Origin of the sequence: Pseudomonas sp. Sample_24 (assembly GCF_004307605.1) — a bacterium.
Classification (GTDB): domain Bacteria; phylum Pseudomonadota; class Gammaproteobacteria; order Pseudomonadales; family Pseudomonadaceae; genus Aquipseudomonas.
In genome coordinates this window covers 1-13,952 of sequence record NZ_RCNW01000150.1, presented here as the reverse complement: position 1 = coordinate 13,952, position 13,952 = coordinate 1, and the positions used below count along the sequence as shown (strand labels likewise).

15 protein-coding genes are annotated in these 13,952 nt (G+C 59.7%); 6 read left to right on the top strand and 9 right to left on the bottom strand.

The window, feature by feature from the left end:
- The coding region (locus tag D8V06_RS07465; protein WP_130930714.1) for a biotin/lipoyl-containing protein at positions 1 to 1,479 on the top strand (1,479 nt) is incomplete at its 5' end.
- 39 nt (positions 1,480 to 1,518) lie between these two features.
- On the opposite strand, the gene D8V06_RS07460 is transcribed toward D8V06_RS07465, so the two are convergent.
- Positions 1,519 to 2,157, bottom strand: coding sequence for an XRE family transcriptional regulator (locus D8V06_RS07460; RefSeq protein WP_056854652.1), 639 nt, complete (start codon positions 2,155 to 2,157; stop codon positions 1,519 to 1,521).
- Between the two features lie 129 nt (positions 2,158 to 2,286).
- Here D8V06_RS07460 and D8V06_RS07455 point away from each other — a divergent pair, with 129 nt between their 5' ends.
- Positions 2,287 to 2,628, top strand: a complete 342-nt coding sequence (locus D8V06_RS07455) for a DUF3077 domain-containing protein (RefSeq protein ID WP_056854653.1) — start codon at positions 2,287 to 2,289, stop codon at positions 2,626 to 2,628.
- A 417-nt stretch (positions 2,629 to 3,045) separates the two neighbouring features.
- Here the strand turns inward: D8V06_RS07455 and D8V06_RS07450 are convergent, their stop codons facing one another.
- The 5 genes from D8V06_RS07450 to D8V06_RS07430 all read right to left on the bottom strand — a co-directional run bounded on the left by D8V06_RS07450 (position 3,046) and on the right by D8V06_RS07430 (position 7,880).
- Positions 3,046 to 4,656 carry a gamma-glutamyltransferase family protein gene (locus D8V06_RS07450; protein WP_130930713.1) on the bottom strand — a complete coding sequence of 537 codons (1,611 nt, stop codon included), beginning with the start codon at positions 4,654 to 4,656 and terminating at the stop codon, positions 3,046 to 3,048.
- A 134-nt stretch (positions 4,657 to 4,790) separates the two neighbouring features.
- Positions 4,791 to 5,570, bottom strand: coding sequence for an amino acid ABC transporter ATP-binding protein (locus D8V06_RS07445; protein WP_056854655.1), 780 nt, complete (start codon positions 5,568 to 5,570; stop codon positions 4,791 to 4,793).
- A gap of 1 nt (position 5,571) precedes the next feature.
- On the bottom strand, positions 5,572 to 6,339 hold the full coding sequence (locus D8V06_RS07440) for an amino acid ABC transporter permease (protein WP_056854656.1): 768 nt from the start codon (positions 6,337 to 6,339) through the stop codon (positions 5,572 to 5,574).
- An 11-nt stretch (positions 6,340 to 6,350) separates the two neighbouring features.
- Positions 6,351 to 7,157: an ABC transporter substrate-binding protein gene (locus tag D8V06_RS07435; RefSeq protein ID WP_056854657.1), complete on the bottom strand. Its 807-nt coding sequence runs from the start codon at positions 7,155 to 7,157 to the stop codon at positions 6,351 to 6,353.
- Between the two features lie 54 nt (positions 7,158 to 7,211).
- Complete coding sequence (locus tag D8V06_RS07430) at positions 7,212 to 7,880, bottom strand: GntR family transcriptional regulator (protein WP_130904277.1); 669 nt, start codon at positions 7,878 to 7,880, stop codon at positions 7,212 to 7,214.
- Between the two features lie 365 nt (positions 7,881 to 8,245).
- On the opposite strand from D8V06_RS07430, the gene D8V06_RS07425 reads away from it, so the two are divergent.
- Complete coding sequence (locus tag D8V06_RS07425; RefSeq protein WP_177434393.1) at positions 8,246 to 9,391, top strand: carboxypeptidase family protein; 1,146 nt, start codon at positions 8,246 to 8,248, stop codon at positions 9,389 to 9,391.
- Positions 9,392 to 9,438: 47 nt separating this feature from the next.
- On the opposite strand, the gene D8V06_RS07420 is transcribed toward D8V06_RS07425, so the two are convergent.
- Positions 9,439 to 9,984, bottom strand: a complete 546-nt coding sequence (locus tag D8V06_RS07420; protein WP_130904275.1) for a cytochrome b — start codon at positions 9,982 to 9,984, stop codon at positions 9,439 to 9,441.
- On the bottom strand, positions 9,981 to 11,066 hold the full coding sequence (locus D8V06_RS07415; RefSeq protein ID WP_056854661.1) for a catalase family peroxidase: 1,086 nt from the start codon (positions 11,064 to 11,066) through the stop codon (positions 9,981 to 9,983). The genes D8V06_RS07420 and D8V06_RS07415 overlap by 4 nt, the downstream gene beginning before the upstream one ends.
- A gap of 159 nt (positions 11,067 to 11,225) precedes the next feature.
- Here D8V06_RS07415 and D8V06_RS07410 point away from each other — a divergent pair, with 159 nt between their 5' ends.
- Both D8V06_RS07410 and D8V06_RS07405 read left to right on the top strand, forming a co-directional pair.
- Positions 11,226 to 11,732, top strand: a complete 507-nt coding sequence (locus D8V06_RS07410) for a sigma-70 family RNA polymerase sigma factor (protein ID WP_130904273.1) — start codon at positions 11,226 to 11,228, stop codon at positions 11,730 to 11,732.
- Positions 11,729 to 12,481 carry an anti-sigma factor gene (locus tag D8V06_RS07405; RefSeq protein ID WP_130907101.1) on the top strand — a complete coding sequence of 251 codons (753 nt, stop codon included), beginning with the start codon at positions 11,729 to 11,731 and terminating at the stop codon, positions 12,479 to 12,481. The genes D8V06_RS07410 and D8V06_RS07405 overlap by 4 nt, the downstream gene beginning before the upstream one ends.
- Before the next feature lie 112 nt (positions 12,482 to 12,593).
- Here D8V06_RS07405 and D8V06_RS07400 read toward each other — a convergent pair whose 3' ends face one another.
- On the bottom strand, positions 12,594 to 13,430 hold the full coding sequence (locus D8V06_RS07400) for an IclR family transcriptional regulator (RefSeq protein WP_056854664.1): 837 nt from the start codon (positions 13,428 to 13,430) through the stop codon (positions 12,594 to 12,596).
- Positions 13,431 to 13,675: 245 nt separating this feature from the next.
- Here D8V06_RS07400 and D8V06_RS07395 point away from each other — a divergent pair.
- Positions 13,676 to 13,952: ATP-binding cassette domain-containing protein (locus D8V06_RS07395; protein ID WP_130930711.1), on the top strand; the 277-nt coding region annotated here is incomplete at its 3' end.

Below are 13,952 nucleotides of genomic sequence, written 5' to 3'. Positions count from 1 at the left end.
TATCCGGTGCTGCTCAAGGCCACGGCGGGTGGCGGCGGCAAAGGCATGAAAGTGGTCGAGGACGTCAGCCAACTGGCCGAAGCCCTGGCCTCGGCCCAGCGTGAAGCGCAATCGTCGTTTGGCGATTCGCGGATGCTGGTGGAGAAATACCTGCTCAAACCGCGTCACGTGGAAATCCAGGTGTTCGCCGATCAGCACGGCAACTGCTTGTATCTGAACGAGCGGGACTGCTCGATTCAGCGGCGGCACCAGAAAGTCGTCGAAGAAGCACCGGCGCCAGGCCTGAGCCCGGAACTGCGTCGCGCCATGGGCGAAGCGGCCGTGCGGTCGGCACAGGCCATCGGCTACGTCGGTGCCGGCACCGTCGAGTTTTTGCTGGATGCACGCGGCGAATTCTTCTTCATGGAGATGAACACACGCCTGCAGGTCGAACATCCTGTCACCGAAGCCATTACCGGCCTCGACCTGGTGGCTTGGCAGATCCGCGTGGCGCGTGGCGAAGCGTTGCCGATGACCCAGGATCAAGTGCCGCTGATCGGCCACGCGATTGAAGTGCGGCTGTACGCCGAGGACCCAGCCAATGACTTCCTGCCGGCAACCGGCCGCCTGGAGTTGTATCGCGAATCGACGCACGGCGCAGGCCGTCGCGTGGACAGCGGCGTCGAGGAAGGCGACGAAATCTCGCCGTTCTACGATCCAATGCTGGGCAAGTTGATTGCCTGGGGCGAGGACCGCGAACAGGCGCGCCTGCGGTTGCTAAGCATGCTCGATGAGTTCGCGATTGGCGGGCTCAAGACCAACATCAACTTCCTGCGGCGGATCATTGGCCACCCGGCCTTTGCCGCAGCGGAGCTGGATACCGGGTTTATTCCGCGCTATCAGGAACAGCTGTTGCCGACACCCGCGCCGCTCAGCGACGAGTTCTGGCAAAGCGCCGCCCAAGCGTTTGCCCTGAGCCAGCATCGTGTAGCGAGAGCTGACGACCCGAGTTCGCCATGGGCCAGCGGCAACGGTTTGCGCGCCGGCCTGCCAGCGCAAGTCACTCTGCACCTGAGTTGTGAAGGCCAGGATGAAGCGCTGACATTGGGCAGCATCGAGGCTCAACTGCGTGGCGAGCATTTGCTCACCGAACGCGACGGCGTGCGCCGCCAGCACCGGGCTATCCGTCGGGGTGACGCTGTGTATTTGCAATGGGACGGTGAACTGCGCCGCGTCGAGACGTATGACCCGATCAGCGCCGTTGAAGCCAGTCACAGCCATCAGGGCGGCCTGACTGCGCCCATGAACGGCAGTATCGTGCGGGTGCTGGTCGAGGTCGGGCAAACGGTCGAAGCCGGGGCACAACTGGTGGTACTGGAGGCGATGAAGATGGAGCACAGCATCCGCGCACCCCACGCGGGTGTGATCAAGGCGCTGTACTGCCAGGAAGGCGAAATGGTCAGCGAAGGCAGTGCGTTGGTCGAACTGGAAGAAGCGTGAAACGAAGATCGGTCCTACACCTTACCGGGACCGATCCGATCAAAACCTGGCGGTTGCCTGAACCACCACACCGATGATTCGACACTCTTCGGTGTATAGGGCTTTCGGATACGTCGGATTGAGCGGGACCAGGTAACGCTGCCCGCCCTCTTCGATCAACTTGCGAAAAATCGCCTCGTTACTGCCTTGCCACTGGGCAATAATCAGTTTGCCAGGCACCGCTTCCACGTCCGGGTCCACCAGGATCAGCATGCCCTCGGCAATGCTCAGGCCACTGGGCGCGGTCATCGCATCGCCCATCACGGTCAACCAGAACGCCGCACCTTGTGCGTGGTAGTCGGACAATTCGAAACGATACCTGGCCTGCTCGCCATCGCGCACCTCACTGGTTTCGCGCCAGTCACTGACCGGGTAACGGAAGTACGGGTTGTACTTCTGCGTCAGGCAAACCTCGTCGTCCTGCGACTCTCCCGGCTCCCTGATCACCAGCGCCACTTCCAGAAACCCCAGGCCCAGCGCCTGCAAGACCCGATTCATGTCCTCGATGCCTGGCTGGCGGCGTTTTGTCAGCCAATGCCCTACGCCACCCTGGGACATCCCGAGGCGCTCGGCGAGTATCTCTTGAGTGACCTTGAGCTCACTCATCTTGGCCTTGACCAATTCAATCCATTTATCCATGTGCGGCACGATACGTGGAGGGCTCCAGCCATCAAAACACAAATTGTAGTATTTAATTGATGGTCACAAATACAGATCGTACTAGGATGAATTCACGGATCTGAATCTATCACGGAGCTTGCCATCACCATGAACCAACCCGCCAACGACCTGCCCGACCTGCAAATCGACACTTCGCTCACTTCCGCAAAAGGCTCTGCCGCTGCACAGCGGGCACTGGACTATTACTTGAAACCAGCTGTTTCAGTGGAACAGGTCGAGGAGCGTTTCTTCGACGTGAACCGCAACATCAAGAGTGAAGAAGCGCTGGTTCATGCGTCGGATCTTTTACGATGTGCTGCCGCGACAGCCTTCGAGACAGCCAACCATCTGCAGGGTACAAACCGGGACCTGGCGTTTTCTGCGGTGCACATGATCGACATGGCCAGAGCCATGGTGGATCGATCGTTGGAATGTCACCAGAACGCTTGAAGCGAGGATGAAAAGAAGAGGACGGGAAAGAATTTTCCAATCGCGCAGATAAAAACGTTTGACTTGCAAACGAGAATGATTATTATTGCATCAACTGATCGCGAGATCAGTTGATGGCCCAGCGGACCTTAGGTCGGTCTCTGGACTATCTCCTCATCAGGCTAATCACGGTTTTTGACCCGGCTTTTTGCCGGGTCTTTTTTTTGCCAGTTTTCTGGCTTATGGCTTCAGGCTAATGAAGTCTTTGGGTGTCACAAATCGATGGCGCGGATGATATCAAAAGAATATTTGTTGGCAAGCGGTGCCTGTGATCATTAGGGCAAACCAATGGCAAATAGCACTTGAGAATCAATCGCACACTCTCTAAGCTGCCTCGGCGTCAAGGAGGACGCCCCCCTTGATGCCCCCAACGCCCTTTCAATACACGGCGATATGCGAATCCGTTCGCGGTTCGGTGCCTCCGCATAACACGCCCGATTCAGGATCGCGCAAGATGATCTGGCCCCGCCCGTAACTGGTGAGGTCGCAGGCAACTTCTACAGTGTGCCCACGACGTGCCAGCGCCGCCGCCATGTCCCGCGATGCATCCTGTTCGATCCCGACCTTCAGCCCGCCCAGCCACTGCCAACGCGGTGCATCGAGCGCCGCTTGCGGATTGAGACCGAAATCCACCAGGTTCATCACCATTTGCACATGGCCTTGCGGCTGCATGTAACCGCCCATCACGCCGAAAGGCCCCATCGCCTCGCCGTCTTTGCTGAGGAACCCGGGAATGATGGTATGGAACGTCTTCTTGCCCGGAGCCAGGCAATTGGCATGACCTGGATCGAGGCTGAATTCTTCGCCACGGTTCTGCAGGGCGATACCACTGTCGGGCAACACCACGCCGGAACCGAAACCGTGGTAGTTGCTCTGGATGAATGAAACCATGTTGCCTTCGGCATCGGCGGTGGCCAGGTAAACAGTGCCGCTGGCATGGGGATCACCCGGTTGCGGCGCGACGGCGCGCTCGCCGATCTGCGAGCGTCGATGAGTTGCATAGTGATCGCTCAGCAAATCATCGACCGCCACACGCATGTGCTGCGGATCGGTGATGTAGTGCAAGCCATCGCTGTAGGCGAGCTTCATGGCTTCCAGTTGACGGTGCCAGGTCTGTTGACTGTCGCGGTGATCGAAGTCAAAGCCCTCGAGAATCTTCAATGTCATCAACGCCACCAGCCCCTGCCCGCTCGGTGGGATTTCCCAGACATCGACTCCGCGGTAATTGACCTTGATCGGCTCGACCCACTGCGCGCGGTAGTCCTGCAAGTCGCTGGCGCGCAAATAGCCACCCGTGGCCCGCGAGTGCGCGTCAAGCCGTTGCGCCAGTGCACCGCGATAGAAGCTTTCACACGCCGTGGCCGCCAGCTCGCTCAGCGTGCGAGCCTGGGCCGGGTTGCGGAACACTTCACCGGCTCGGGGCGCACGGCCATCGATCAGAAAAGTCTCGAACCAACTTTCAAGTGCCTCACAGCGATCAGGTGAGAAGTCTTCCAGCGCGGTTTGCCATTGCAGCGCAACCACCGGCGACACGGGAAAACCATCGCGCGCCAGGCTGATCGCCGGTTGCAGCAAGTCGGCAAACGGCAGCCGGCCGAAGCGCGAGGACAACTCCGCCCAGGCTGACGGGCAGCCCGGAACGGTGACCGGTGTCCAGCCATGCAACGGCATTTTTTCATGGCCGGCGGTTTTCACTGCCTCGATGCTCAAGGCTTGCGGGGCAGCGCCATTGGCGTTCAAACCGTGCAACTTGTTTTGCGTCCAGACCAACGCAAACGCGTCGCCACCAATACCGCAACCGGTAGGTTCGACGACCGTCAGCGCTGCGGCCGTGGCGATCGCCGCATCGATGGCATTGCCACCGCGGCGCATGATTTCGATTCCGGCTTCGGCTGCCAGCGGTTGCGAGGCGGCGACCATGCCGCGTTTGGCGAAGACACTTTGACGTTGTGAGGCGTAGGGATATTCATGGGCGGAAAACTTGAACATGGCAGGACTCACACAAAAGAAATGTTCGTAAAAGAACCCCGTAGGAGCGAGCCTGCTCGCGATGAACTGGAGAACGACGCGGGATGTCTGACTTGCCTCGTTATCCTTAACGTTTATCTCGAGCAGGCTCGCTCCTACAGCACTCGACTGAGAAACGCGCGGGTACGGGCGTGCCTGGGTTGACTGAAGATCTGCTCGGGCGGCCCCTGCTCGATCAGTTCGCCCTGATCGAGCACCACCACCCGGTCGGCGACTTCACGGGCAAAGCCCATTTCGTGGGTGACCACGACCATGGTCATGCCCTCCTCAGCCAGCTCCTTCATGACTTGCAGCACTTCACCCACCGTCTCCGGGTCGAGGGCGCTGGTGGGTTCGTCGAACAGCATCGCCTGGGGTTTCATCGCCAGCGCCCGGGCGATGGCCACTCGTTGTTGCTGACCACCGGACAGCATCGACGGGTAATGATCGGCCTTTTCCGCCAGCCCGACCCGCTTGAGCAGCGCCCGCGCCTGCTCCAATGCCGCCGCACGCGACACCCCCAACACCTGAATGGGCGCCTCGATGATGTTTTCCAGGGCCGTCATGTGCGGGAACAGATTGAAGCGCTGAAACACCATGCCGATGTCGCGGCGCTGACGTGCAATGTTGCGCTCCGAATCCCGTACCAGGCTGCCATCGGCCCGGGTGCGATAGCCCATCGGCTGACCCGCCACACGGATCTGCCCCGACTGAATGTCTTCCAGCAGATTGATGCAGCGGATAAACGTGGTTTTACCGGAGCCGGACGCGCCGATCAGCACCACCACTTCACCGCGCTTCACCTGCAGGGAAATGCCCTTGAGAATTTCCAGGTCGCCGAAGGACTTGTGAATATCCAGCGCTTCGATGACCAGCTCTTCACTCATGTGCGCCATCTCAACGCCCCCTCAGCAGTTTCATGGTGTGGCGTCCAAACATTCGGCTGGCGGCTGGCGCCGGGCGATCGGACTGACCGAAGCGTGTCTCCAGCCAACGCTGGAAAAAGCCCCAGAGCGTGGTCAACGCCAGGAAGTAGATGGCCACCACCAGATACAACTCGAACACGCGGAAAGTCGCCGAGGTCACCATTTGCGTGCTGAGCAACAACTCCTGCACCCCGATCACGCTGACCAGCGTGGTGTTCTTGAGCATCACGTTGAACTCGTTGCCCAGCGGCGGCACGATCACCCGGAACGCCTGGGGCAACACGATCCGGCGCATCAACTTGGGAAACGTCATGCCCAGGGACCGCCCGGCTTCGTACTGCCCCTTGTCCACCGCGCCGATCCCGGCACGAATGATCTCGGCCATGTAGGCGCCTTCGTTGAGACCCAGCGCGATGATCGCCGCCTGGATGTTGCCCGGCACGATGAACCAGCCGAGGTCCAGGTCTTCGAAACGGAAAATCCCGCCCGCCGCCAACGCGGTGTACAGAAACACGATCTGCACCAGCAACGGCGTGCCACGCATCAGCCAGACATAAAAGCGCACCGGGTACTGCAACAGCGGGTTTCTCGACAGCTTCATCAACGCAGCGATCAGCCCAAGCACACAACCGAGCAACATCGCTGAAACGCTGATCAGGCAAGTCAGCCAAAGCCCTGTCAGGTACACATCGCTGGGTTGCAGCAGGTACTGCCAGAACACATCCCAATTGAAGTTCATCAGGTTTTCCCTCAGTCCAGTTTGTCGCTATCGACATGCCATTTACTGAGGAGCGCGGCGTAACTGCCGTCGGCGCGCATGCCTTGCAGCACTTCGGTGAGCGCCACGGTCAACTGCGGATCGCTTTTACGCACGCCGAAGCCGGTGAGGATGCGGTTGAATGCCGGCACCGCCGACTGAAACAGATCCGGGGCCAGTTGCTGGTAATGGCCGGCAGACTCGACCGTGGTGCCGAAAGCGTCCACCTGGTTGATGCGCAAGGCCTGGAAGGCGTCGGCGTCGACGTTGTACACCACCAGTTTCATCGGCGGCTTGCCGGCCGCTTCGAGTTTTTCGTTCTCTTTGCCCAGCAGCACGCGGATAGTCGAACCGTTACTGACCGCGACCTTGAGCCCGGACAAATCTTCCAGCGTGTTCACCGACTTCGGATTGCCCTTGGGCACCACGATGGACTGGCTGGAATACATGAAGTTGACGATGTCGATCACTTCACGGCGTTCGGGTTTGTCGAACAGTTGGTCGACGATCATGTCGCACTGCTGCGCGAGTAATGCAGGGATCAGCCCGGCGAAGGGCGAGATGCGCCATTCGACTTTCTTGTTACCCAAACGCTGGGCAATCGCTTCGCCCATATCCACCTGAAGCCCGACCGGTTGTTGTTTCAGGTCAAACGACACCAGCGGCGGCGAATCCATGCCGGAGCAATAGACGATCTTCTCGCTCTTGCTTAATCGCTCGGGCAATTCGGGGGCGGCCATCGCCCATTGCGAACACAGACTCAAGGTGAACAGGGCAACTAACGCGCAAGGCTTGTGCATGTCATGACTCCAGTTGGCTGCAAATGCCCCCCTGTGCAGGAGGTGGTTGTTCTTCTATTGATGGGCTTCGAGAAACTGAATCAACCGCGGGATGGTGCCTTCGATGTGTTCGCACACCACTTCTGCGGCTTTGTCCGGATCGCCGGAACGCAGGGCGGCGACAATCGAGGCATGCTCATCCCGGGCACTGCGTGGCTTGTCGGCGTGTTGCAGCCACAGGCGCATGTGCGGTTCGATCACCGAATACAGCGCCGAAATCTGCCGCATCAACCGCGGGCGTTCGCTCAGGCTGCACAGGTACTCATGGAACGCGCGATGGCGGCTGACCCACTCGGCACCGTCCTCGCGGTAGTCGTCCATCTCGTCCAGCAGACGCTCCAGATGGCTGAAATGGCGCTCGGTCATCTTGCTCACAGCCACCCGGATCGCGAGCCCCTCAAGGGCGCTGCGCATCTCGAACACCTCACGCATTTCGTCGATGTTCAGGCCGCGCACAATGGCGCCGCGATTGGGCCGCAATGTCACCAGACCGTCAGCATCCAGACGGCGGAAAGCCTCACGCACCGGCATGCGGCTCATGCCGATTTCACCGGCGATGTCCTCGGCGATCAGCCGTTCGCCGGTGCGGTAACGACCTTTGCAAATAGCCTCCAGAAGAAAGTTGTAGGCCTCTTCCTCAGCAGTGACAGGCTGACGCTCGGTATAGGCAGGGGCGAATTTCATCGGTGCACCTTTTGTATTTTTGTATCCAATTATCCATAAAGCCAAAAAAGCATATTGCATGCCAAATTTGGCGCATGGTTTACAGGTGTTTGATTACACTGAAGTATCAGCCTTCAACAGGGCTGTATAAGGCTGAAGGGGCCGACCGGTAACGAGTTGAAATGCCCCAACCTGTCACCTGCCGGCCTCAAAATGGTGCTGGTGGTAACACGGATGATCGCTACGCTTCGATGGGCAGGCTTCGCAGCAAACCTTGAGTCGTAAAGCGCGCGGGCATCCTGGGTGGAAACGATCTTTGCAAGCTCCTAAGCCCTTGCTCTTGCGTGTAAAGTAGCCGCCATAAAAACCTGATCAGGAACCCGACCGTGGCCAAATCTTCCCTCGATATCAGCGCCAACTTCGACAGCGGCAACATTCAAGTCATCGACCTCAGTGACCCGCTCAAGCCGCTGCTGGCGATCCGCCCTGATAGCAAAAGCCACCATTTTCAATGGTTCCACTTCAAGGCCAGTGGCCTGCATGTCGGCCAGGAGCATTGGTTTCGCCTGAACAATGCCAGCCAGTCTTCGTACAACAAGGCCTGGGACGGTTATCAGGCAGTCGCTTCCTACGACCACGTCAACTGGTTCCGCGTACCGACCATCTTCGAAGGCGACTGCCTGCGCTTCTGCCTCGAAGCCACCCAGACCCACGCCTGGTTCGCCTACTTCGAACCCTACAGTCGTGGCCGTCACGACTGGCTGATTGAACAAGCACTGGCCAAGGCTGGCACCGAGTTGCTGGCCACCGGCAAAAGTGTCGAAGGTCGCGATATCCAATTGTTGCGCAAAGGCACCGGCGCCGAAGGCCAGCGCAAGGTGTGGATCATTGCCCAGCAACATCCCGGCGAGCACATGGCCGAGTGGTTCATAGAGGGTGTCATCGAACGCCTCGAACGGCACGACGACCCGGTGCTGAGCAAACTGCTGGCCAGCGCCGATCTGTATCTGGTGCCGAACATGAACCCGGACGGCGCCTTCCACGGTCACCTGCGCACCAACGCCATGGGCCAGGACCTCAATCGCGCCTGGCAGAGCGCCAGCCCGGAAATCAGCCCGGAGGTGTTTTTCGTACAGCAGCAGATGGAGAAGTATGGCGTCGATATGTTCATCGACGTGCACGGGGACGAGGAAATCCCTCACGTGTTCACCGCCGCATGCGAAGGCAATCCGGGTTACACACCGCGGATCGAAAAACTCGAAGAACATTTCCGCAGCCACTTGAAACGCACCACCAAGGATTTCCAGACCAAGTACGGCTACACCCGCGACGAACCGGGCAAAGCCAACATGACCTTGGCCTGCAACGCCGTCGGGCAGAAATACGACTGCTTGTCCCTGACGCTGGAAATGCCGTTCAAGGACCACGACGATCATCCGGACCCGTTGACGGGATGGTCGGGCAAGCGTTCGAAGCAGTTGGGCAAGGATGTGTTGACGACAGTGGCGGAGATGGTTGATTCGTTGCGTTGATCTACCCGGATGGCTGCATGCCCGGCATGCAGCCTTCAAGCCCTCAGTTACCCGCGATCTTTCCCTCGCAACATGCTGTCCAGCACCTCATCACGCCGAATCCAACCGTGAAACAACGCCGCCGCCAGGTGCAGCAGCACGGTCAGGAACAACAGATAAGCCAGATACCCATGCGCCTTGCGCAAGAACGCAAACACCTGCGCGTTCGCCGGCACAATCGACGGCAACTGCAGTGAGCTGCTGAGCATCACCGGTTCGCCCGACGCCGAAATCATCGCCCAGCCCAGTAATGGCAAGACCAGCATCAAGGCGTACAGCAACACATGCGAGGCTTTGGCCGCCAGCGCTTGCCAACTTGGCAGGTCCGCCGGCAGCGGTGGCTGCGTGGTGGAAAAACGCACCACCAGACGCACGATGACCAACAGCAGAATCGCGACACCCAAAGGTTTGTGCAGATTGATCAGCCATTCATGACGCTCGGACACCGAGGCGACCATGCCCGCGCCGATGAACAACATGGCAACAATCATCAGTGCCATCAGCCAATGCAGCAGGCGCGCCAAGGGAGCGAAGTGGTTGGGTTGGGTGCTCATTGCTGGGCCTCCTGTTTGGCGGCGGGCAACTGGCTGACTTCGCTGGTGCGACGCAGGTAGGAATTGGCATAACCGGCCGAGCGAGCGGCCAGCAACGGGTCGTCGGAACCTTCGATACCGGCGGGCAGTACCAGCGGGTCGTAGTTGATGTCACGGCATTCGCCGTTGAGTTGCGGCTGGGTTTTTTCCAGCACCAGCGTGCCCGCGTTCAACACTTTGCGTCCTTCAGGCCAGGCTTTGCTGGCGTCGTTCACAGGGTCGCCAGGATTGGCCAGGATGATGTTCAATTGCCAACGCAAGGGGCCGGCGGCGATGCGTTGCACCAGGTCTTTCTCGAGAAAATCGCTGCCCTCGGGCGCAGTGGCACCCGGCGCATCCTGCGCTACCGGCACCATGCTCCAGCGCACGGCCTGGCGTTGTCCGGCAGCGTTCACCAGATAAAACGCGTTGACGCTGTTATAGGTTTCGGTGACATAACTGGCTGACGGTTTGGCGGTCTTGATCCAGGCCAGGAACGGCGCGGCTTCCGGGTGCGAACCGAAGAACGCCGGCACTGCCGCGGGGTCCGGTTTGCCAGTTGCGGGCAGCGGTGACTGGGCCTGTTGCAATTGATAGAAGGCTTCGGGCGTGGCCACCGGGAACACCGGCATGCTGTTCATCCCGGTGCGCCACTGTTGGCCGTTGGCCTGATTGAAACGCAACGCCATGCTACGGATCGGCACGGCGCTGTCCGGCGCGTAGGGATTACCGGCCGGCAAGGCAAAACGACCGACCACCGGTGTCCGCGGCTCGTTGAATACTTGCGCGATGGAGTAACTGCGCGCTTCGCCGCTGCTCTCGAAATGGCCGATCACGCACACGCCTTTGGAATGGTTGCGACGGAATCCCGGGTGCACACCGTTGTTGGTCTCCAGCACATTGATCAGCTTTTTCGGCGTCAGGCGCTGTGGGTCAAAGGTGCCGTTGACGTAGGCAAATGCCCCGGCGACGACAGCAACGACCACGGCGATGCCAGACAGACGCAAGATCAGGCTTGCCGTGCTCAGGGGGGGCCGGTTGGGCGGTGATGATCGATCTACCATGAAAGACTCCAGGGCCATCGGCCACAAGTGAGAAGAATCAGGCAGACGAACCGCACGCCGGTTTATTCCAGTGTGCGGTATTTATTTTTTCCGGCGTGGAATAACCTCAAGCCCCGGTCGTCTCCCGACACACACAGCGTAGTGACTGGCCAGAACTTCATGAACGATATCGACGAACAACTGCGAGAAATCATCCCCAGATTGCGCCGATTTGCCGTATCGCTGACGCGCAACGCCAGCAGCGCCGACGATCTGGTCCAGGCCAGCCTGGAGCGTGCGCTGTCGAGTTGGGGCGACAAACGTGCCGACGGCGATTTGCGCGCCTGGTTGTTTTCGATTCTGTATCGACAGTTTCTCGATGCGCACCGACGTACCCGGCGTTATGCGCGAATGCTCGAATTTTTCACCGGGCGTGACGATGCGCAGCCTTCGGTGGAACGCACCGTGATCGCCCAATCGACCCTCGACGCCTTCGATCGACTGCCCACCGAACAGCGCGCGCTGCTGCTTTGGGTATCGGTGGAAGGCCTGAGTTACAAAGAGGTCGCCGAGATTCTCGACGTACCCACCGGCACCGTGATGTCCCGCCTGTCCCGGGCACGCCAGGCCCTGCGCCAACTCAGTGAAGGCGAAATCACCCGCCCCGCCCTGCGGAGACTCAAATGATCAGCATGCCCCCAAGCGAGCGCGACTTGCACGCCTACGTCGACCATCAACTCAGCGACGACGACCGACGTCTGGTAGAGGCGTTTCTCACCAGTCATCCGGACGTTGCCACCCAAGTGCGAGCCTGGCAGCAAGATGCCCAGCAACTGCGCGCAGCCCTGAGTGGCGTGTTGCAGCAACCGGCCAACCCGGAACTCGATCCCGCCATGATTCGCCTACGCCGCAAACGCCAATCGCGGCGCCACTTGGCCAGCGCCGCCATGTTGCTGATCGCCGTCAGCGTCGGCGGTTACAGTGGCTGGCAAGCCCGTGAGATGACTTTCACCAGCGCACAACTACCGATGACCGATGCACTTCAGGCCTATCGCCTGATTGCCCAGCAAGGGATATTGCCAGCCGACTACAAGGCCGGCGACGATGGCGATATGCAGGGCTGGCTTGACCGCTACTTCACCCAGGCCAATCGCTTGCCTGACCTGTCGGGGGCCGGCTTCAAACCGGCCAGCGGGCGCTTGCTCAGCACCGAACAGGGGCCGGCGGCAATGGTGGTCTATGAGAATCAGGGCGGGCAGAAAATCAGCTTCTACGTGCGCCCGCCGGGACCGAAAAACTACCTGCTGCCCAGAGGCAGTCGCAGTGACGGCGGCTTGCAGGCCGAGTATTGGTCGGGGGGTGGCTACAACTATGCGATGGTCAGTCCGACCGATACGCCAGCCGCACAGATGCTCAGGCAAACCAGCCGGTTCTGATCCCCCCTGTAGGAGTGAGCCTGCTCGCGATAGCGGTCTTATAGTCACTGAAATGTTGACTGACAGAGCGCTATCGCGAGCAGGCTCACTCCTACAGGGGACGGTAGAGAATTCAAACCTGCCCAAACACCTGCGATGGCCGTCGCAATAGTGGATCAAACGGGTTGATTCGCGGACCGATCAACGCCGCTTCACGTTTGAGCATTTCGACCACCGTCGGCAAACGATCCGGACCTAATCGATCGCTCACGGTGGCCACACTCAACGCCGCCACTGCCCGCCCTTCGCGATCGAGAATCGGCACGGCCACCCCGGCCATGCCCTGCAACACGCCGGTGTTGCGCCCGGCGTAACCGAGCTTGCGCACGTTCTCGACTTCCGAGCGCAGGAACACTTCGTCGTACAAATGGAAATCCTTCAACCGCGGCAGGTTGTAGTGGATGACCGTGTCGCGCTCCTCCTCCGGCAGGAATGCCAGGATCGCCAGGCTGCCCTGACCCACGCCCAGCGCCACGCGCCCGCCGATATCACCGGTGAACGTACGGATCGGAAACGGCCCTTCACTGCGGTCCAGACAAATCGCATCGAAACCACTGCGCGCCAGCAAAAACAACGAGTCGCCCAACGATGCCGACAGCCGCAACAGTGACGGGCGCACCAGCTCACGCAGGTTGCCACTGTTACCTGCGCGGGCCGCCAAGGCGAAAAAATCCAGGCTCAGGCGATAACGTTTGCTGCGCGCGTCCTGCTCGACCATGCCCTCTTCCATCAGGCTGCGCAGCAAACGGTGGGTAGTCGGTTGCGACAAGCCGATGTGTTGGGCCAATTGCGTTACACGCTCCCCGCCTTCGACGGTGTCACCCAACGCACGCAGCACCGCAAACAACCGTGAGACGGCGCCGACACCGACTTCATTTTTGCTTTCATTCCGGTCAATGGAATCTGACATGTAGTTTCTCGACAATTAATTTACTGATCGAATAAAACTGAAAATAGTTATCGCCTCAGTGAAATAGGCCATTGAGCCCATCCTAGTCTTCGTCCTAATCTGCGTCCAGACAGGGGCGATTCGAACAACAGCGGCAGCCGACTCAAGTCGAGCGCCAACGCACCCCGCAACAATCTTTCGTATCTGCCCATACAAAAAAGCGCGCCTTCGGGCGACGCATAACAATCCCAGGTGGAGGCGCAGTCATGGCTTTTGTGCAACTTGAAAAACTCGGCAAACGCTACGGTGACATCGACGCCGTGGTCGCCACCGACCTCTCGGTGGAAAAAGGCGAATTCGTGTCCCTGCTCGGCCCTTCCGGGTGCGGCAAAACCACCACCCTGCAAATGATCGCCGGCTTCGTCGAAGTCACCAGTGGGCGCATCGTGCTCGATCGCCGCGACATCACCCACGCCAAACCCGCCAGCCGTGGCCTGGGCGTGGTGTTCCAGAGTTACGCACTGTTCCCGCACATGACCGTCA